This window comes from Pseudaestuariivita atlantica, from assembly GCF_001205715.1.
GTDB classification, from domain to species: domain Bacteria; phylum Pseudomonadota; class Alphaproteobacteria; order Rhodobacterales; family Rhodobacteraceae; genus Pseudaestuariivita; species Pseudaestuariivita atlantica.
In genome coordinates this window covers 25,121-44,055 of record NZ_AQQZ01000002.1, presented here as the reverse complement: position 1 = coordinate 44,055, position 18,935 = coordinate 25,121, and the positions used below count along the sequence as shown (strand labels likewise).

The 18,935-nt window shown below is 66.5% G+C and carries 20 protein-coding genes and 1 tRNA gene; 7 read left to right on the top strand and 14 right to left on the bottom strand.

Annotated features, from left to right (window positions below):
• Window positions 1-38: 38 nt before the first annotated feature.
• Window positions 39-2,648 (bottom strand): ATP-dependent chaperone ClpB, encoded by a 2,610-nt coding sequence (gene clpB / locus ATO11_RS03650; protein WP_050529495.1) that lies wholly within the window; start codon window positions 2,646-2,648, stop codon window positions 39-41.
• 194 nt (window positions 2,649-2,842) lie between these two features.
• Between clpB and ATO11_RS03645 the strand changes: the two genes are divergently transcribed.
• Window positions 2,843-3,085 carry a hypothetical protein gene (locus ATO11_RS03645; RefSeq protein WP_050529494.1) on the top strand — a complete coding sequence of 81 codons (243 nt, stop codon included), beginning with the start codon at window positions 2,843-2,845 and terminating at the stop codon, window positions 3,083-3,085.
• A 12-nt stretch (window positions 3,086-3,097) separates the two neighbouring features.
• Here the strand turns inward: ATO11_RS03645 and ATO11_RS03640 are convergent, their stop codons facing one another.
• Window positions 3,098-3,517, bottom strand: a complete 420-nt coding sequence (locus ATO11_RS03640; RefSeq protein WP_134643057.1) for a hypothetical protein — start codon at window positions 3,515-3,517, stop codon at window positions 3,098-3,100.
• 110 nt (window positions 3,518-3,627) lie between these two features.
• On the opposite strand from ATO11_RS03640, the gene pyrF reads away from it, so the two are divergent.
• A complete protein-coding gene (gene pyrF / locus ATO11_RS03635; RefSeq protein WP_050529492.1) occupies window positions 3,628-4,344 on the top strand; it encodes an orotidine-5'-phosphate decarboxylase in 717 nt (238 codons plus the stop codon).
• 191 nt (window positions 4,345-4,535) lie between these two features.
• A complete protein-coding gene (locus ATO11_RS03630) occupies window positions 4,536-4,850 on the top strand; it encodes a hypothetical protein (protein WP_050529491.1) in 315 nt (104 codons plus the stop codon).
• 185 nt (window positions 4,851-5,035) lie between these two features.
• Here ATO11_RS03630 and ATO11_RS21645 read toward each other — a convergent pair whose 3' ends face one another.
• Complete coding sequence (locus tag ATO11_RS21645) at window positions 5,036-5,710, bottom strand: NUDIX domain-containing protein (protein WP_110553559.1); 675 nt, start codon at window positions 5,708-5,710, stop codon at window positions 5,036-5,038.
• A 56-nt stretch (window positions 5,711-5,766) separates the two neighbouring features.
• Between ATO11_RS21645 and ATO11_RS03620 the strand changes: the two genes are divergently transcribed.
• The gene (locus tag ATO11_RS03620; protein WP_082176135.1) at window positions 5,767-7,023 is read left to right on the top strand and encodes a DNA polymerase IV; all 1,257 of its coding nucleotides are present in this window, start codon (window positions 5,767-5,769) and stop codon (window positions 7,021-7,023) included.
• A 77-nt stretch (window positions 7,024-7,100) separates the two neighbouring features.
• On the opposite strand, the gene ATO11_RS03615 is transcribed toward ATO11_RS03620, so the two are convergent.
• Entirely contained in the window at window positions 7,101-7,964 is an 864-nt protein-coding gene (locus tag ATO11_RS03615) for an N-formylglutamate amidohydrolase (RefSeq protein ID WP_082176182.1), read from the bottom strand.
• A gap of 156 nt (window positions 7,965-8,120) precedes the next feature.
• On the opposite strand from ATO11_RS03615, the gene ATO11_RS03610 reads away from it, so the two are divergent.
• Window positions 8,121-8,195, top strand: a tRNA-Val gene (locus tag ATO11_RS03610).
• Between the two features lie 77 nt (window positions 8,196-8,272).
• Window positions 8,273-8,398 carry a type B 50S ribosomal protein L36 gene (gene ykgO, locus ATO11_RS03605; RefSeq protein ID WP_050529488.1) on the top strand — a complete coding sequence of 42 codons (126 nt, stop codon included), beginning with the start codon at window positions 8,273-8,275 and terminating at the stop codon, window positions 8,396-8,398.
• 108 nt (window positions 8,399-8,506) lie between these two features.
• On the opposite strand, the gene ATO11_RS03600 is transcribed toward ykgO, so the two are convergent.
• The 8 genes from ATO11_RS03600 to ATO11_RS03565 form a co-directional block, all read right to left on the bottom strand.
• Window positions 8,507-10,060 carry a peptidoglycan-binding domain-containing protein gene (locus tag ATO11_RS03600; protein ID WP_050529487.1) on the bottom strand — a complete coding sequence of 518 codons (1,554 nt, stop codon included), beginning with the start codon at window positions 10,058-10,060 and terminating at the stop codon, window positions 8,507-8,509.
• A gap of 26 nt (window positions 10,061-10,086) precedes the next feature.
• Window positions 10,087-11,244, bottom strand: coding sequence for a phenylacetate--CoA ligase family protein (locus ATO11_RS03595; protein ID WP_050529486.1), 1,158 nt, complete (start codon window positions 11,242-11,244; stop codon window positions 10,087-10,089).
• A 106-nt stretch (window positions 11,245-11,350) separates the two neighbouring features.
• Complete coding sequence (locus tag ATO11_RS03590; protein ID WP_050529485.1) at window positions 11,351-12,310, bottom strand: NADPH:quinone reductase; 960 nt, start codon at window positions 12,308-12,310, stop codon at window positions 11,351-11,353.
• The gene (gene thpR, locus ATO11_RS03585; RefSeq protein WP_050529484.1) at window positions 12,307-12,825 is read right to left on the bottom strand and encodes an RNA 2',3'-cyclic phosphodiesterase; all 519 of its coding nucleotides are present in this window, start codon (window positions 12,823-12,825) and stop codon (window positions 12,307-12,309) included. Before thpR ends, ATO11_RS03590 begins: the two co-directional genes overlap by 4 nt.
• Before the next feature lie 3 nt (window positions 12,826-12,828).
• Complete coding sequence (locus tag ATO11_RS03580) at window positions 12,829-13,533, bottom strand: VIT1/CCC1 transporter family protein (protein ID WP_050529483.1); 705 nt, start codon at window positions 13,531-13,533, stop codon at window positions 12,829-12,831.
• Window positions 13,530-14,351 carry an ABC transporter ATP-binding protein gene (locus ATO11_RS03575; RefSeq protein WP_050529482.1) on the bottom strand — a complete coding sequence of 274 codons (822 nt, stop codon included), beginning with the start codon at window positions 14,349-14,351 and terminating at the stop codon, window positions 13,530-13,532. The genes ATO11_RS03580 and ATO11_RS03575 overlap by 4 nt, the downstream gene beginning before the upstream one ends.
• Window positions 14,352-14,453: 102 nt before the next feature.
• A complete protein-coding gene (locus tag ATO11_RS03570; RefSeq protein WP_050529481.1) occupies window positions 14,454-15,734 on the bottom strand; it encodes an ABC transporter substrate-binding protein in 1,281 nt (426 codons plus the stop codon).
• A gap of 71 nt (window positions 15,735-15,805) precedes the next feature.
• The gene (locus tag ATO11_RS03565; protein WP_050529480.1) at window positions 15,806-16,882 is read right to left on the bottom strand and encodes a branched-chain amino acid ABC transporter permease; all 1,077 of its coding nucleotides are present in this window, start codon (window positions 16,880-16,882) and stop codon (window positions 15,806-15,808) included.
• Between the two features lie 238 nt (window positions 16,883-17,120).
• On the opposite strand from ATO11_RS03565, the gene ATO11_RS03560 reads away from it, so the two are divergent.
• Window positions 17,121-17,345, top strand: a complete 225-nt coding sequence (locus ATO11_RS03560; protein WP_050529479.1) for a hypothetical protein — start codon at window positions 17,121-17,123, stop codon at window positions 17,343-17,345.
• Window positions 17,346-17,358: 13 nt separating this feature from the next.
• Here the strand turns inward: ATO11_RS03560 and ATO11_RS03555 are convergent, their stop codons facing one another.
• Together ATO11_RS03555 and ATO11_RS03550 are read right to left on the bottom strand one after the other, a co-directional pair.
• Window positions 17,359-18,348 carry a branched-chain amino acid ABC transporter permease gene (locus ATO11_RS03555; RefSeq protein WP_050529478.1) on the bottom strand — a complete coding sequence of 330 codons (990 nt, stop codon included), beginning with the start codon at window positions 18,346-18,348 and terminating at the stop codon, window positions 17,359-17,361.
• A complete protein-coding gene (locus ATO11_RS03550) occupies window positions 18,341-18,934 on the bottom strand; it encodes a hypothetical protein (protein ID WP_050529477.1) in 594 nt (197 codons plus the stop codon). The genes ATO11_RS03555 and ATO11_RS03550 overlap by 8 nt, the downstream gene beginning before the upstream one ends.
• Window position 18,935 lies beyond the last annotated feature (1 nt).

Genomic DNA, 18,935 nt, shown 5'->3' with positions numbered 1-18,935 from the left:
CCGTGGCTCGGGGCGTTCCGTTTCACATGTGTCGCGCCTTAGTGGACAACCGCATCTTCCGGCGGCATCCGGTTCGAGCTTGCGACCCGGTCACCGATGATCAGGCCATCGGCACCTGCCGACACCTCGATCTCTGCGCCATCCATGATGTCGCCGGCAAGGATCATCTCCGCCAGCGGGTCCTGCAGGGACCGCTGGATCACCCGCTTCAGCGGACGCGCGCCAAAGACCGGGTCATAGCCTTCATCGGCCAGCCACGTCTTGGCTGCCTCGTCCAGCTCCAGCGTGATCTTCCGCGACGCCAGCCGCTTCAGGAGACGCTTCAACTGAATCTCCACGATCCCGTCCATGTCCTCGCGCGACAGACGGTCAAAGATGATCGTCTCGTCCAGACGGTTCAGGAACTCGGGCCGGAAATGCGCCCGCACCGCGTCCATCACGTCCCGCCGTGCCTGCGAGGCATCTGCGCCATCGGGCAACTGGCTCAGCGCCTGCGCTCCAAGGTTCGACGTCAGCACGATCAGCGTCTGCTTGAAATCCACGGTGCGGCCCTGACCATCGGTCAGCACACCGTCATCCAGAACCTGCAACAGCACGTTGAACACGTCCGGGTGCGCCTTCTCGACCTCGTCGAACAGCACCACCTGGTACGGACGGCGCCGCACGGCCTCGGTCAGCACACCACCTTCGTCGTAGCCGACATACCCCGGAGGCGCCCCGATCAGGCGTGCCACGGAGTGCTTCTCCATGAACTCGCTCATGTCGATCCGCACCATCGCGCTGTCGTCGTCGAACAGGAAGTCCGCGACCGCCTTGGTCAACTCGGTCTTGCCGACGCCGGTCGGGCCAAGGAACAGGAACGACCCCAGCGGGCGGTTCTCGTCGTTCAGACCAGCCCGCGCCCGGCGCACCGCGTTCGACACGGCCCGCACGGCACTGTCCTGACCGATCACGCGGCCATGCAGTTCCTCTTCCATGCGGAGCAGTTTCTCGCGCTCGCCTTCCAGCATTTTCGAGGTCGGGATACCCGTCCACCGTTCGACCACCGCGGCGATCTGTTCCGGGCGCACGGCCTCTTCGACCATCTTCCCGTCATCGCCCTCGGCCTCGGCCAACTGCTTTTCCAGACCGGGGATCACGCCGTAAGACAGCTCACCGGCCTTCGCCAGGTTACCTTCCCGCTTGGCGATCTCCAGCTCGGCCCGCGCACGGTCCAGCTGTTCCTTCAACTCCTGGGACGAGGCCAGCCGATCCCGTTCTGCCTGCCATTGCGCCGTCATCTCGGACGACCGCTCCTGCAGGTCACCCAGCTCTTTCTCCAGCTTGGCCAGACGGTCCTTCGACGCGTCGTCGTCTTCCTTCTTCAGCGCCTCGGCCTCGATCTGCAACTGCAGGATCTGGCGATCAAGCGCGTCCAGTTCCTCGGGCTTGCTGTCCACTTCCATCCTCAGGCGCGAGGCGGCCTCGTCCATCAGGTCGATGGCCTTGTCCGGCAGGAAACGGTCGGTGATGTAGCGATGCGACAGGGTCGCCGCCGCGACCAGCGCGCTGTCGGAAATGCGCACACCGTGGTGAAGCTCGTACTTCTCCTTGATGCCGCGCAGGATGCTGACGGTGTCTTCGACCGTCGGCTCCTCGACCATGACCGGCTGGAACCGGCGGGCAAGGGCCGCGTCCTTCTCGACGTGCTTGCGATACTCGTCGAGCGTCGTCGCACCGACACAGTGCAACTCACCCCGCGCCAAGGCAGGCTTCAACAGGTTCGACGCGTCCATCGCGCCGTCCGTCTTGCCCGCGCCGACCAGCGTGTGCATCTCGTCGATGAACAGGATGATTTCACCCGCGGCCTCGGTCACCTCGGTCAGAACCGCCTTCAGCCGTTCCTCGAACTCACCGCGATATTTCGCACCGGCGATCAGCGCACCCATGTCGAGCGCCAGCAGGCGCTTGTTGCGCAAGGACTCCGGCACGTCGCCGTTCACGATGCGCAGGGCAAGGCCCTCGGCAATCGCGGTCTTACCCACGCCGGGCTCACCGATCAGGACCGGGTTGTTCTTGGTCCTGCGCGACAGCACCTGCATCGAGCGGCGGATCTCGTCATCCCGCCCGATGATCGGGTCGATCTTGCCCTGTTCGGCGGCCTCGGTCAGGTCACGCGCGTACTTCTTCAGCGCGTCATAGCCTTCCTCGGCACTCGCCGTGTCGGCGGTGCGGCCCTTGCGGATGTCGTTGATCGCGGCGTTCAGCTTTTGCGCCGTGACGGCTCCCGCCTCCAGCGATTGCTTGGCACCCGACTTGACCATCGCCAGCGCCATCAGGATGCGCTCCACGGGCACGAAACTGTCCCCAGCCTTCTTGGCCAGCGCCTCGGCCTCGGCCAGAACCTTGCCGGTCGCGCTGTCCATGTAGACCTGGCCATCGCCCGACACCTTGGGCAGCTTGCCCAGCGCCAGGTCGTTGGCTTCCACGACACGCGCCGCCGATCCGCCCGCGCGGGCGATCAGGTTGGCCGCCAGACCCTGCTCGTCATCCATCAATGCTTTCAGAAGATGCTCGGGCACCAACCGCTGGTGATCCTCGCGCATCGCAATGGTCTGTGCGGCCTGAATGAAACCGCGCGACCGTTCGGTGAACTTCTCCAAGTTCATCGCATCTCTCCTTTTCACAAGCGCCCCTGTGTGCAGGTGCCCGACATCGCGGCACACCCATTCCGGGCCTCGTCGTGAAATCTGGGGATGCGCGCGCCGCCAATCAACCCCGCCCGCGCCATATGAGCGCCTTCATCGGCTCTTAACCCGGCACGGGCCAAGGTGTGTGATAGGACTTAGTAGAGGGCGTAAAGATGCTGATCACCGACATTACCGTAATCGACAACTCCAACACGGCGGACGTCATGGGCCACGTGGCCATCACGACCGAACAGGGTGTCAGCTATTTCGAATGTCACGCAATGGGACAGGGCGATGCCGCGCCGCAGGCACGGCACGACATGCTGGTCAGCGCGGCGCTTGACCAGATGCAACGCCTGCCCACGAACCGCCGCGAAAAGCTAACGATCCAGCTCGGACCGTCGCTCGCCGCGTGACGGGCTGCCGGGTCAGTTCGACCCGGTCGTGACCATCCCGGTTTCCGCGTCGATCGAACCCGCTCCGGGGGCGGTGTTGGCCTCGTCAGGCTGCTTTCTGCTTTGGGTTTCGCGCGACGGGCCCTCGTTCCCCGTTACGGTGTCGAGGTCGGTCGCATCCGCGCTGCCGACGATCACGTCGCCTTCGTCGATCACCCGCGGCGCGGCGCCCTGCGCCGGTCCGGCAAGGCCGTCCGGAACGCTGCCCGCGCCCGTGGGCCGCTGCACCATGCCGGCTTCCTCTTCGTGACCGATCGCGCTCTGCACCGTCGAGCCTTCGGAAAACAGCAGCGTGGCACCAACTCCCACGACGGCGACAACCGCCGCCGCGATGGCAATCGGCACGAAACCCGACATCGGGCGGTTCGGGACGTTAGACGTGGTCTGGGTCATGAAACTCTCCATCCTTTAGCCACCTGAACGCCTGCGCGCCCGCTCCGTTCCGGCCCTTGACGCGCCGACCGCGGAAAGGCACCAGCATCTCCAGACCAAAGGAGAGCCCCATGTCGGATGACCGCCTCATCGTAGCCCTCGACGTTCCGAACGCGCTGGCCGGCCTTGAACTGGCGGGCCAGCTCGGCGACGCGGTGTCGTTCTACAAGATCGGCCTGGGCATGCTGACCGGTGGCGGGCTGGCGCTCGCGAACGAGCTCAAGGACGAGCACGGCAAACGCATCTTCCTCGACATGAAACTGTTCGACATCGGTGCCACGGTCGAGGCGGCGGTACGCGGACTGGCGCAATTCGACCTCGATTTCCTCACCGTGCATGGCGACCCGCACGTCGTCCGCGCCGCGCGCGAAGGCGCGGGCGGGTCGGGCATGAAGATCCTCGCCGTGACGATCCTCACCTCGCTCGATCGCGACGACCTCGACGCCTCGATGCTCGTCTCCGGCACGCCCGGCCAACTGGTGGTCGACCGCGCCGCCCGCGCGTTCGAGGCGGGCGCCGACGGCGTCATCTGCTCCCCGAACGAGGCCGCCGCCGTGCGCGCCCTCGGCGAAGCGGAGGGGCGCCTGATCGTGACGCCGGGTGTGCGCCCGGCCGGCAGCGACGCGGGCGACCAGAAACGCATCGCCACACCGGCGCAGGCCATCGCGGCAGGGGCCGACCACGTCGTCGTCGGCCGACCGGTCCACCACGCGCCCGACCCCCGCGCGGCAGCCGAAGCCATCGTCGCCGAATTGCGGTCCGCGCAAGCCGTCCGGCCCAATTCCTGATCCGCAATGCCCTGCAATCGTTAACTTTTTCGATCAGTATCTGGTGCATACCCGCGGCCAGACACCGATATATTGTAAAAAGTCACGAAAAGTTTGGTCATCTCGGGAACTTTTTTAACCCTCTCCCCGTTTATATCCACAATGGGCCTCCCCACATAAAGGGAAGCCCACCATGGGCGAGGAGCAGTACCATGACCAAACAAGCCACGCTGAGCGACGTGATCTACAACGCCGCCGAGCAAGCCTTCGAAGCCGTCGTGACGATCCAATCCGTGCGCGGCCCGTTGCGCTATGCGGCAAGCTATCACGCGCCGATGACCACCGAATTCGAACAAGCCGCGTCCGGCCTCATCGACCGCGCCGAACGCATGCACAAGCTGAACCGCGGGATGCGCGCCGTTTCCGCGCGCCGCCTCGCGCTGCCGCCGATGGCGCGCCCCCGCGCCGGACGGACGCGCGCGCCGCGCTGGCTCGACCGTTTCCTGTCTCACGCCCACGCGGCCTGAGGCATCCCCCATCCCGCGTGTCTGCCTAACACGCGGTGACGGCGGACAGGGCCGGGGCTGACATCAGCGACCCCACCCGGCTTTCCGCCAACCGCCAGAGATCGTTTCTGTCTGTCTTGCCGATCTCTGCCCCAACTCCCGGGACCGCCTCGTGCGCGTCCCGGGTTTTTACTTGGTGACCCCCGTCAAGGAACGCCGCCGGTCACGACGTCAAGGAAATGCGGGCCGGGCAGCACGCCCTTGGCATCCGCCGCCAACTCCCCTGCGACCACCATGTCCGTCAGAACTGCGTCAACCGTGACCTGCATCTCCTCGGTCTCTTGCCCAAGCAATGCCGCGACCTGCGCCGCCAGCCCCTCTAGGCCCAAGGCGCCGGGTGCCGCCCGGCGCACCAGTTCGCGGATCCACTGCCGCACAAGATGGCCCCGGACCGTCGCATCATCCCCCACGTCCACACCCAGCACGTCGCGCGCATAGAGCACAAGCGACGGCACCGCGTCCGAATGGCGGACGTAATCCTCGGGCATCATCAATCCCCAGGCCTGCCCCTCGTCACCCAGCCTGATCTCGTTCGCGCGGCCTGCGGGCAGCCGCGCTGCATACATGACGACCGCCACGCCCAGCCGCCCCGTCCGCGTCTCCTGCACAAGATCTTCGGGCCGCAGGCGCAGCCCGATCTCTTCCCGCGTCTCCCGGATGACCGTGTCCGCCGCGCTTTCCCCCGGATCACGGCCCCCTCCCGGCCAGTCGAGGGTGCCGGGCCACGTCACGTCCATCCGCGCGTCGCGGCGCATCACGACCAGCGCCTCGCCTACGAACAGCGCGACCTTCGCCCCGTCGAACTTCCCGGAAAACGCCATGGGCTTTGCCCCTCTGCCGCGCTATCTTGGCAGCACCCTAGCCGCCGCCTGCCACGATGCCCAGCCTCTGCCGCGCCTGCCTCGCAACCACGTCCGACACGCCCACGCGCTGCCCCTCATGCCGCAGCCCGCGGATGCTGTCGCACCCCGAACTCTTCGATTTGTCCATCGCCCACATGGATTGCGACGCCTTCTATGCCTCGGTCGAAAAGCGCGACAATCCCGAACTGGCCGACAAGCCGGTGATCATCGGCGGCGGGCGCCGCGGGGTGGTGTCGACCGCCTGCTACGTCGCGCGCATCCGGGGCGTGCGGTCTGCCATGCCCATGTTCCAGGCGCTGCAGAAATGCCCCGAGGCGGTGATCATCAAGCCCCGGATGGAGGAATACGCCAAGGCCTCCCGCGCGATCCGCGCCATGATGGAGGAACTGACCCCCGACATCGAACCGCTGTCGCTGGACGAGGCGTTTCTCGACCTCACCGGCACCGCCCGCCTGCACGGCGCGCCACCTGCCGTGATGCTCGCCCGGCTGGTCAAGCGGATGAGCGACGAGCTGGGCCTGACCGGGTCGATCGGGCTCAGCCACAACAAGTTTCTCGCCAAGGTCGCTTCCGACCTCGACAAGCCGCGCGGGTTTTCGGTGATCGGCAAGGCCGAAACGGATGCCTTCCTGCGCGACAGGCCGGTCAGCCTGATCTGGGGCGTCGGGCAGGTCACGCGCGACGCGCTGGGTCAGGCCGGCATCCGCACCTTCGCCGACCTTTTGCGCTGGAACCGGGCGGATTTGTCGGCGCGGTTCGGGTCGATGGGGGATCGGCTCTGGCACCTCGCGCGCGGACAGGACCGGCGGCGCGTCTCGGCCCATGCGCCGGTCAAGTCGATCTCGAACGAGACGACCTTTCACGAGGACACCTCCGACTGGCACGTGCTGGACGGTCATCTGTGGCGCATGTGCGAAAAGGTGGCCGACCGTGCCAAGGCCAAGGGGATCGCCGGGCGGGTGGTCGTGCTGAAACTGAAGCGGCGGGATTTCTCACTGATTTCCCGGCGCCAGTCCCTGCGTGACCCGACACAGCTGGCCGATACGCTCTACCGCACCGCGCGCGGCCTGTTCGACCAGGTGGGCGACGAAGGGCCTTACCGCCTGCTCGGAGCCGGGCTCAGCGACCTCGTGCCCGAGGCGCGCGCCGACCTGACGCCGGATCTGCTCGACCCCGAGGCCAACCAGCGCGCCCGCGCCGAACGCGCCACCGACGAGATCCGCGCGAAATTCGGCTCCGACGCGATCCTCAAGGGCCGCGCCATCCGCTAGGGGCGTCGGGTGAGGATCACCCGACCTACGATTTGCGTGCTGACGATGTAGGTCGGCTGATCCTCAGCCGACCCCCTTCATTCCGCCGCCACGGGGACCGCGCCGCGCCCGCCAATCTCGACGATCTCGGCGACGATGCCGCGCAACAGCTTGCGGAAGGCGTGGAAGTTGGCATTGGGCCGGATCAGGCTCTCATCCATGTAGATCGCCCGATCGATCTCGATCTGGACGGCATGCTGGCCCTTGCTGGGGCGCCCATAGGCCTGCGTGGAATAGGCGCCCGCGAAGGGCGCGTTGCGCACCACGTGCAGGCCCGCTGCGGCAAAGGCCGCCTCGATCCGGTCCACGATCTCGCCATCCGCGCTTGCACCGAACCGGTCGCCCAGCACGATCTCGGGCCGTTGCGCGCCGGTGGCCGCGATCCCGTCCAGCGCCTCGTGCGGCATGGAATGGCAATCGATCAGGATCGCCTCCCCGAAATAGCTCCGCGCCTCGTTCAACAGCGCCTGCAACTGGTCGTGATAGGGCCGCCAGTAGTCGACCACCCGTGCTTGCGCCTCGTCCAAGGGCAGCTTGCCGCGATAGATCGCGCGCCCGCCCGCCACGACCCGCGGCACCACGCCAAGGCCGCTGGCGACCCGCGGGTTGTGGGCCTGCCGGCGCACGCCCTCTACCAGCGCAGGGTCCATCTCGTCCGCCGACCGGTTGAGATCCACGAAGGCGCGCGGCGCTCCCGCCTTCAAGAGCGGCGCGCCAAACTGCGGCGCACATTCGAACAGGCGGTCGACAAAGGCATCTTCCGACGACCGAATCGTGCGTTCGTCCAGAACCGTGCGGCGCAGGAAGGACCACGGATAATCCCGGCCCGAATGCGGGCTGGCGAACACCACGCTCGACATCCGCGACTGCGGCATCATCAACTGGAACGGCACCTTGGACACGCGTGGCAACTCCATAGCAACGGGTCGAATATAATCAGGATTCCGGAAGCGCCAAAAGCCCTTGATCCGCCCTTCGACTCCTTTTATAGCCCCACGGACCGGCGCGGGTTCCCGCGCCCCATTTCTTTTGGGGCAAGGGCTGCATGGCGACGGACAGGGCGATTAGCTCAGCGGTAGAGCACTTCGTTGACATCGAAGGGGTCACTGGTTCGATCCCAGTATCGCCCACCATGGAACACCCGCGCGCAGCCGCGCGCGACCGTTGAAACCCAGGCGCGACTGGCGCGCCGCGATTGAAGGAGAGGACCATGAAGGTCAAGAACTCGCTCCGCTCGCTCAAAAGCCGCCATCGCGACTGCCGCGTTGTGCGCCGCAAGGGCCGCGTCTACGTGATCAACAAGACCCAGCGTCGGTTCAAGGCCCGCCAGGGCTGAGACACCCGAACGCTGATGCAAAAGGCCGCGCCGGACATCCCGGCGCGGCCTTTTTCGTATGTGCAGGGCCGCCGGCCCGCGGATCAGCGGGCCGGTGCCTCTCACGGGTCAGAGCGCCAGCAACGACACCGTCGCGGCATCCACGTACCCGGTGACCGGAAGGCCACGGCTGTTCTGGAACGCGGCAATGGCCCGGCGGGTGCGCTGGGTAATCTCGCCATCCACGGCACCGGGGTTGAACCCGTTGCGTGCCAGCTGCCGCTCGATCGCCAGACGGATCACGCGGTTCGGGGCAAAGATGCGCTCCTGCGCGGCGGCGGCGGAATTGTCGAAACTGCTGCCCTCGTTTTCCTGCTCCTGTTCCTGCTGGCTCTGCTCGTTCTGCTGGTTGGCCTGGCGGATCGCCGTGATCCGGCGGCGGGCTTCCCCGGCATAACGCCCGTCGGGGAAATCACGCACGAACTGGCGATAGCCGCGCAGGTTGTCGAGCTCGCGCGCGCGCTCCCACGCCTTCTGCTCGTTCTGGCGGGCCTCTTCGGCACGGCGCTCCTCGGCCTCGCGGGCGGCTTCCGCCTCGCGCTCTGCCGCGGCATCGGCCTCCTGCTTCTGCCGCTGCAGAACCACCAGTTGCGGACGCGTCAGGTAGCCCGTCTGGTCGAAATTGTTGGCTTCCTGCCACGCCTTGATCGCGGCCCGCGACCCGTTGCCGAAGATGCCGTCCACGCCGCGCGTGTTATAGCCAAGCTGCGTCAGGGCCGCCTGCACGGCCCGGCGCGTCGGCCGGTCCATGCCAAGATCGACCTCGGCCGCCTGCGCCGCGCGCAGCGGAGCCAGCCGCAACTCTTCCAGCGAGGATTGCGCTTCCTGCGCGAAGATCCCCTGCGGGAAGCGGCGCAGGTAAGCCTCGTAGGCCTCTTTCGTCCCGATGTCGCGGGTTGCGTTCCAATAGGCCAGCTGGCCCAGTTCGGGCGACACCTCGTCCCCCTTGCCCGCACCCATGAAGGACACCCGGTCGCTCACGAAGCCCGACACGTTCAGCCCCGACCGCGACGGCAGCGCTTGCCGCAACGAGTTTCCGGGCTCCAGCAGACCGTCGATCACGACCTTGCTCAGCGCATCGGCGCGGCCCCGCACCACCGTGACGCCCTGCTTGATCGGCGTCGCGCCGAACCCGTCCCGCATGCCGCGGCCCAGATCGGGCTTCGTGCGGTTACCCGCCACCATCAGGATCGCCGTGCCGGGGCGCTGCTCCAGCAGCGACTGCACCGCCGTCAGCGACAGCCCGTTAAGACCCGCGTTCAGCACGTCGGTCTCCCGCGCGTCGACGCCCAGCAGGAAGCTGTCATCGTCGCTCGACACGACATGGCCCATCACCACGACCATCACCCGGTCGGCGTCCCTTAGACGCTCGGCAAAGATGCGCGCCATCCCGACTTGCCGGTCGTTCGTCAGGTCCAGCCCCCGGATCACCTGGAACCCGGCATTGCGCAGCGCGCCGCCGATCCGGTCGGCCTCTTGCGTGCCCGAGACGTCTTCCATCACCTCATAATCGAAGTTCCCGATGATCAGCGCCAGGTTCTCGCCATCCCTCTCCTGCGCCTGAACCACCGGCGCCACCACGAGGCTCAACGCCGCCACGGCTGCATAAAGGATCTGTTTCATCTCGGGTCCTCCCACTTCAGAATCCGTTAATCGTAATTGCGAAGATCATCTATGACCTTGCCGTCCTTGGGAAGCGATCCGGGTGCGACCAGCTCGATCTGCCCCTTCAGCTTCATGATTTCGGTGACCGAGGGCGCATAATCCCCGGCCGTTCCCCCCGTTGTTTCCAGCGCGACGCGCATCACGTCCTGCTCGTTCTCGCGCTCGACGCTCACGCGCGCCTTCAGGATCTCCTCGTGCCGCGCCACCAGCGCAGCGACCTGTTCGGGACGCACGAACATCCCCTTGATCTTGGTCGTCTGGTCCGCACGGCCCATCCAGCCCTTGATCCGCATATTGGTCCTTCCGCAGGGGCTGTCACCGGGAAGAATTGCGCTCAGGTCCCCGGTAGCGAAACGGATCAGCGGGTAATCTGGGTTCAGCGCGGTGACGACGACCTCGCCCACCTCGCCCTCTGCCACCGGGTCGCCGGTGCCGGGCGTCACGATCTCCACGATCACGCCCTCGTCCACGATCAACCCCTCCATCGCCAGGCTTTCATAGGCGATGTTGCCCAGATCGGCGGTGGCATAACATTGCAGGCACGACACGCCGCGTTCGGCATAGGCCTCCCGCAGCGACGGAAACAGCGCCCCGCCGCCCACGGCAGCCTTGGTGATATTCAAAGAGACGCCCATCTCGTCCGCCTTCTCAAGGATCACCTTCAGGTAATCGGGCGTCCCGGCATAGGCGGTGCAGCCCAGATGCGCCGCCGCCTGCACCTGCAACTCGGTCTGGCCGGTGCCCGCAGGCAAGACCCGCGCCCCCACCGCCCGCGCCCCGTTTTCAAAGATGTGACCCGCCGGCGTCAGGTGATATCCGAAACAGTTCTGCACCACGTCCGACGCACCGATCCCCGCCGCATGCAGGAAACGTCCCATGCGCCACCAGTCATGGCTCGATCCGCCCGGTTCATAGATCGGGCCGGGAGATTGAAAGACGTGGCTGATGTCACCGACCTGGATCGTCCCGAAGGGCGGGTTGGCCTGCTGGGCTGCGGCAAGGTCGCTCTTGCGCAGCACAGGCAGGTCCCGCAACTGCGCGACGGCCTCCACCTGCACGCCAAGACGCCCAAGCGCGGCCACCTGCGCCGCCTCCCGCGCATCCGCGCTCCGGGTCTCCAGTTCGTCGAAATAGTCGGTCATCACGCCCTCACCTGTCCTCGGAATCCGATGTTATGCAATATCAACGCGTTTTGCGAAGGGTCCGGGTGGGCGGGCCTCGCGGAACGCGGGGTCGCCCGCGCGGGCTTCACAGGGTTACCACCACGGTGCCCAGCTTGTTGCCCGCCTCGACCCGCGCATGGGCGCGGGCCATGTCCTCCATCCGCCCGCCATCGACGACGGCATGGCTCAACCCGCCCTCGGCCAGCCAGCGGTTGACCTGCGCCTGCCCCTCGGCCCGCTCGGCGCGGGTCAGCTGGTAGACGATCAGCATGTGCAGCCGCACGTTCTTGAACATGAACCCGTACCAGTCGAGCGTCGGGGACATCACGCTGGCGCTGGCATAACCCGCGATCGTGCCGCCGGGGTTGATGACATCCAGCGACACCGCCTGGTTCGCCGCGAAATCCACCTCGACGATGCGGTCGACACCGCCCACCATCTCGCGCACCCGCGCGGCCACGTCCTCGGTCCGGTAATTGATCCACGGCGCACCCGCATGCGCGCCCTTCTCAGGGGACGACACGGTCGTCACCACCTCCGCCCCCATCAACCTCGCCATCTGGCAGGCATAGCGCCCGACCGATCCCGCGCCGCCGGTGACAAGCACGGTCTGACCGGCCTCGACCCCGCGCAGCGCGTACCATGCCGTCAGCGCCGGAATGCCAAGGCAGGCGCCTTCCGCGAAGGAGGTGCCATCGGGCAGCTCCGCCACCAGCGCCACCGGAAGGCACACGTATTCAGACGCGGTGCCATGGGCGCGCTGCCACTGGCCGTTGCTGATCCAGACGCGCCTGCCGATCCAGTCCTCGGCACCCGGACCCGCCGCATCGACGATGCCGGCCCCGTCCGAATGGGGGATCACGCGGGGATGGGCCATCACCGCTCCGGGCCGCGCCCCGCCCCGCAGCTTCACGTCCGACGGGTTGATGCCGGTGGCATGCACCCGCACGCGCACCTCGCCCGGTCCCGGCTCGGGCGTCTCCATCTCGCCCAGCTGCAACACCTCGTCCGCCGGACCGAACCGCTCGTACCAGACCGCTTTCATGTCGTTCCCCCCACCGGATAGCTTGCCAGCACCTCATAGACCGGCCCGCGCGGCGTCAAGCGCGACGACCACAGGTTCAGCGCCGTCGCGCGGTGCGTATCGGTGACCGGCGCCGCCTCTGCCAGCCGCGTCACGTCCGGCTTGCCGCGCGCCAGCGTCACGTGGGGGCGGAACCGCTTGGCATCCGCGACCAGCCCCGCCCGCCGCAGCGCGCGCGCCACGATCCCGTGCAACGCCGCAAGCCCCGGCTCCGGCGCGATGTCGAAGGCGACCGCGTTCACCGGATGCCCGAACCCCGCAAGGCCCGTCACCTGCATCGCCGCGCCGGGCAGCACCTGCCCGCGCAAGTCGTCGTCAAGCATGTCCAGCGGCTCGTCACCCGCATCCTCGACAAAGGCGAGCGTAAGGTGCAGGTCCTCGACCGGAACGATCCGACCACCCCGGATCAATCCCTGCGCCCGGACGCAGGTCGCGATCAGCCCCTCCGGCACCGGCAGGCCGACAAAGACGCGCAAGGTTCAGACCGCCACGCCGAACAATCGCCCGACTGCGGCGGTCACCGCCATGGCAAGCCCGCCCCAGACCACCACGCGCAACGCGGCAGGCCCCCAGCGCGCGCCGCCCGCCTGCGCGCCCAGAATGCCCAGCAGCGCCAGCGACAAGAGCGTGATGACCACGACCACCGGAATGATCGTGCCCGCGGGTGTCAGCATGGCCGCCGCCAGCGGGATCGCCGCAAATATACTGAAGGTCGCGGCCGAGGCCGCCGCCGCCAGCAGCGGCTGCGCCGCCTGCTCGTCCGTCAGGCCCAGCTCGTCGCGCACATGCGCGGCGAGCGCATCGCCCTCGCTCAACTCGCGCGCCACCTGCCGCGCCGTGGCCTCGCTGAGGCCACGCGCCATGTAGATCTCGGCCAGTTCGGCCTCCTCACCCTCGGGATTGACCTCCAGCGCCTGGCGCTCCCGCTCGATATCGGCGGCCTCAAGGTCCGACTGCGACGACACGCTCACGTATTCGCCCGCGGCCATCGACATCGCACCCGCCGCCAGCGCCGCCGCCCCGGCAAGGAAGATCACCGACGGCGTCGGATCCGCCGCAGCCACGCCAACGATCACCGAGGCAACCGATACGATCCCGTCATTGGCACCCAGCACCGACGCGCGCAGCCACCCCGTCCGGTTCAGCAGATGCGGGTCGTCATGGTGCGCCGACGGAACGCTCATGACAGCCAGCGCTTGCGCCGACGGTAGGACCGCACGTCGCGGAACGACTTGCGCCCCTCGTCGGACATACCAAGGTAGAATTCCTTCACGTCCGGGTTCTCCCGCAGATCCGCGGCCAACCCCTCCATCACGACGCGCCCGGATTCAAGGATGTACCCGGTATGCGCGAACCGCAACGCGACGTTTGTGTTCTGCTCGGCCAGAAGGAAGGTCAGCCCCTCCTTCTCGTTGAGATCCTTCACGATCCCGAAAATCTGTTCCACCAGCTGCGGCGCAAGCCCCATGCTGGGCTCGTCCAGCAGGATCGTCTCGGGCCGCGACATCAGCGCCCGACCGATCGCGCACATCTGCTGCTCCCCGCCCGACGTGTATCCCGCCTGGCTCGTCCGCCGCTCTTTCAGGCGCGGGAAATAGGAATAGACCAGTTCAAGGTCATCGGCGACGCCCTTGGCATCGCGCCGGGTATAGGCCCCGGTCAGCAGGTTCTCCTCGACCGTCAGGTGTTCGAAGCAATGGCGCCCCTCCATCACCTGGATCACGCCCATCTTCACCAGCTCCGCCGGATCGCGCGCCGCGGTCGATTCGCCCTTGTAGGAAATCGTGCCCTTGGTCACCTCGCCCCGCTCGCTCGCCAACAGGCCAGAAATGGCCTTGAGCGTGGTCGTCTTGCCCGCGCCGTTGCCGCCCAGCAATGCCGTGATGCCGCCCTTGGGCACCTGCAACGACACGCCCTTCAACACGAGGATCACGTGATTGTAGATCACCTCGATATTGTTAACCTCCAGAAGGGTCTCCTGCGTCTTCGCCCCGTCCAGCATCCCGCGTGTCCTCACGATCCGGGGGCGCACCCCCGCGCTTCATCTTCGTTCGAAAATGCCCCGGCCCGCCGCCATGGTCGCGGCGGGCCGGAACCAATCAGCTTACGAGCAGCCCGGCTCGATCCCGGCTTCCTCGGCATAAGCGGCCGAGTCGGCTTCGATCAGCGGCCCGATCACGTCCGCGTCGGTCGGCTTGTAGCCCGAGATCAGCGACCACTGCTTGGCGCCCGCATCCCACTGGGTCACACCCACAAGGCCGGGACCACCGTGGTTCTCGCACGAGACCGAGAAGGCCGGACCGAAGTTCGGCAGGCCAAGGGCCTCCATCTTCGCCTCGGTCATCTCCAGCGCTTCCATCCCGTCCCGCATCATCGCGGGCGTGATGTCGGCGGTGCCGTGGATTTCCTGCGCGGTCTTGGCCGCTTCGGCCGCCAGCATCGCCGCGTACATGCCACGGTTATAGAGGACGGTCCCGATCTGGTCGCCCGCGCCCGCTGCCTTGCCCGCATCGACGACGTATTTCTGGATGTCGTCGAACACCGGGAAGTCCGACCCCACGTTGTGGAACGTCAGCGCCTTGTAGCCGTTCGCCGCGTCACCCGCGGGCAGCACGTCGTTCTCCGAACCCGACCACCAGATGCCGATGAAGTTCTCCATCGGGTAGCGGATGTTCGCGGCTTCCTGCACGGCCACCTGGTTCATCACGCCCCAGCCCCACATCAGCACGTTGTCGGGACGCTCGCGGCGGATCTGCAGCCACTGCGCCTTCTGTTCCTGGCCGGGGTGATCGACCGGGATCAGGCTCAGCTCGAACCCGTGCTTGGCCGACAGCTCTTCCAGCGTCCGGATCGGCTCCTTGCCGTAGGCAGAGTTGTGATAGACCAGCGCGATCTTCTTGCCGCTGATGTCACCGCCATTGGTCTCCAGCAGGTAGTTGATCGCCCCCGACGCACCGTTCCAGTAGTTGCCCGGATAGTTGAACGTGTGGCTGAACACCTTGCCGTTCGCCGCCGAGGTCCGGCCATAACCCATCGTGTGCATGGGAATGCCATCGGCGGTGGTTTTCGGGATCAGCTGGTAGGTGATGCCCGTCGACAGCGGCTGGTACACCAGCGAGCCTTCGCCCTTGGTCGATTCGTAGCACTCCACACCCTTCTCGGTGTTGTAGCCGGTCTCGCATTCCAGCACGCGCGCCTCGACACCGCCGATACCGCCATCACGCTCGTTCAGCAGCGTGAAGTAATCGGCATAGCCATCCGCGAACGGGATGCCACCCGCCGCGTAGGGCCCCGTGCGATACGACAGCGACGGGAACACGAGGTCCGCCATCACCGGGCCCGCCACCATCGTGGCCAGCATTGTCGTTGCAAACAGTTTCTTCATTTTTCTTCCTCCCGTTTGGTTGCCGGTCAGGCCGGCGTTAGGCGGTTTTCAGCCCGCCATGACCCCTCCACTCAATGCGGAAACGGCCACAATCTCAACTTCTCCTTGGCCACGCGCCACAGCTGCGCCATCCCGTGCGGCTCCGCGATCAGGAAGACCACGATCAACAGCCCGATGATGACCAGCTGGAAATGCGCCACGATATCCGTAGGCCAGCCCAGCAGGTCCACACCCACCAGCTTCAGCGCCACCGGAAGTACCACGAGGAACGCCGCCCCCGCGAACGAGCCGAATATCGACCCCAGCCCGCCGATGATGATCATGAACAGCACGATGAACGACTTCTGGATGCCGAATACCTCGCCCACCTCGACCGCGCCAAGATAGACGGCAAAGAACAACGCCCCCGCGACGCCGACGTAGAATGACGACACCGCAAAGGCCGTCAGCTTCGCCCGCAGCGGGTTCACCCCGATGATCTCCGCGGCGATGTCCATGTCGCGGATCGACATCCATTCCCGCCCCTGCGCCCCGCGCGTCAGGTTGCGCGCGATGATCGCCAGCAGGACCGTAAAGACAAGGCAGAACAGGTAGGTCGCCCAGGCCTCGGTATTGGGCCCCGTCACCTCGATCCCGAACACCGTCCGCTCCGGCGCGTTGATCTGGCCCGACGCGGAATAGTTGTAGAACCACGGCACCCGGTTGAAGAGCCAGACAAGGAAGAACTGCGCCGCCAGCGTCGCCACCGCCAAGTAGAACCCCTTGATCCGCAAACTCGGCAGGCCGAACAGCACGCCCACCCCCGCCGTGATGAAGCCCGAGGCGATCACGATGAAAAAGATGTTCACATCCGGGAAGGCCGTCATCAGCTTGTAACAGGCATAGGCCCCCACCGCCATGAACCCGCCGGTGCCAAGGCTCACCTGTCCGCAATACCCGGTCAGGATGTTCAGCCCGATCGACGCGATGGCATAGATCAGGAACGGCAGCAGGATCGCATTGGCCCAGTAATCGTTGATGATGAACGGCACCACGAGGAAGGCAAAGGCCAGCACGGCGTAATACCGCCACCGGTCGAACGCGATGGGAAAGGTCTGGCTGTCCTCGACATAGGAGGTCTTGAAATCCCCCGCCTCACGATAGAACACGGCGCGCTCCCCCAATTTCTTCGGTTTTCAAGTACCTCGGGGTCCGGGGCAGCGCCCCGGTCCGACCTGCACATCCCTCGCCTACGCGCAGGGCGGACCACCCTCGCGAAGGTGCCAGGTGGGCGGGCCTCGCGGCACGCGGGGTCGCCCGCGCGGCCCCCGATCCGGGACGCCCCATTTTCGCCGCACCGCGCGTGTAAGGCACGGCCCACACGCAATTCAGCACGGTTTCAGACGCATGCGTACGACACTGACCCGCTTCGGCCACGGCCTCCGCCGGTTTCTCCGCGACCTCCTGTTCGAGGTCTTCGCGCTGCCGGTCATGTTCGCCGTCATGGGCTTTTTCATCGGCCTCTACAGCGTCCTGACCGACGGCATGCCCTGGTACATCGCGCCCGTAGGCGCCGTGCTCGGCTTCCTCGCCGGGTGCGCCAAGATGATCTGGCTGTGGATCAGCCAATAGGGACGACCCCGCGTCAAACCCGCTCAATGATCTTCTCCCCGAAAAGGCCCTGCGGGCGGAATACAAGGAACACCAGCGCCAGCACGTAAGCGAACCAGTTCTGCGTCGCGCCGCCAAGGAACGGCGCACCGATGGCGAACTCGAACAGCTGCTCGCCGACGCCGATGATCAACCCACCGATGATCGCTCCGGGGATCGACGTGAACCCCCCCAGCATCAGCACCGGCAGCGCCTTCAGGGCGATCAGCGACAGCGAGAACTGAACCCCCGATTTCGCCCCCCACATCATGCCCGCGACCAGCGCCACGAAACCCGCCAGCGACCACACCATCACCCAGATGAAGTTCAGCGACACGCCCACCGACAGCGCCGCCTGGTGATCGTCCGCCACGGCCCGCATCGCGCGGCCCTGCTTGGTGTACTGCGCGAAGAAGATCAGCGAGGCGACCAGCGCGATCGCGATCACCGTCGCCACGATGTCGAGATTGTCGATGAAGAACCCGTAGCCGAACGCGTTGAACGTCGTCTCGTCGATCCACAGGTTGATGCCCTGCGGCAGCCCCACGTCCAGCTTCTTGATCTCGGAATTCCACATCAGGTCCGACAGACCTTCGAGGAAATAGGCAAACCCGATCGTCGCCATGAACAGGATGATCGGCTCCTGGTTCACGAGGTGGCGCATGATGAACCGGTTCACGGCCCAGGCCAGCACCACCATCACCACAAGCGTCAGCAGGATCGCCAGCAACGCCGGCACGGTCCAGCCGAAGTAATGCACCTTGGTTCCGAAGATGGCGTTGATCAGGTGCGCGAACGGCACCTGCCCCTTCATGATCCCCACCAGCGTCGCCGCCGCGAACAGGGCCATCACGCCCTGCGCATAATTGAAGATACCGCTCGCCTTGTAGATCAGCACGAACCCCAGCGCGACAAGGGCATACAGCACCCCCGCCATCAGGCCGTTCAGCGTCACCTCGGCTGCAAACAACAGCTGTTCAGGCATTCACTCCTCCCCCGTCCCCGGTCACGACCCGAGGCTCCTCGCTTGCGGTCCCGGACCCGAGCCCGGACACCTGCGGTGCGCAGCTCCGATCCTCGGCGCCCAAATGCACCAGAAATGTTGCGAACGTGGCCTGCGTCATGGCCGACAGCCGGTATTCCCGCCCATCCCACGCGCAGCCGCGCCAGACGTCCCACGCGCCGCCCTGGTCCTCGACCCGCCGCTCAAGCCGTCCCTGCAACCGCGCCTCGGTCTTGGCACGCAGCGCACGGCCAAGATCGCCGTTGCCCGCGATCGCCACCCGGTTTCCCATCCGGCAGGCGACACCGCGCCCGGCCACGGGCCGCACCATCGGGTCCAGCGCCACAAGGCTCAATCCCGTCAGGCTGCCGAACCGAGCCTCCGTCCCGCCGCAAGGCTGGCGAGCCCCGTCGACCCGGCATTGCCACGGCGTCCGCTCCCGCGCGTCAAAGGCCGCGTCGACGACCCGCCCGGTCTCCACCGCGTCAACGCAGACGCCGATCATGTAGGCCCACAGATCCGCATTGGCGAAACCGGGCGTGGCCCAGGCAAGGCTTGCGGCAAGCATC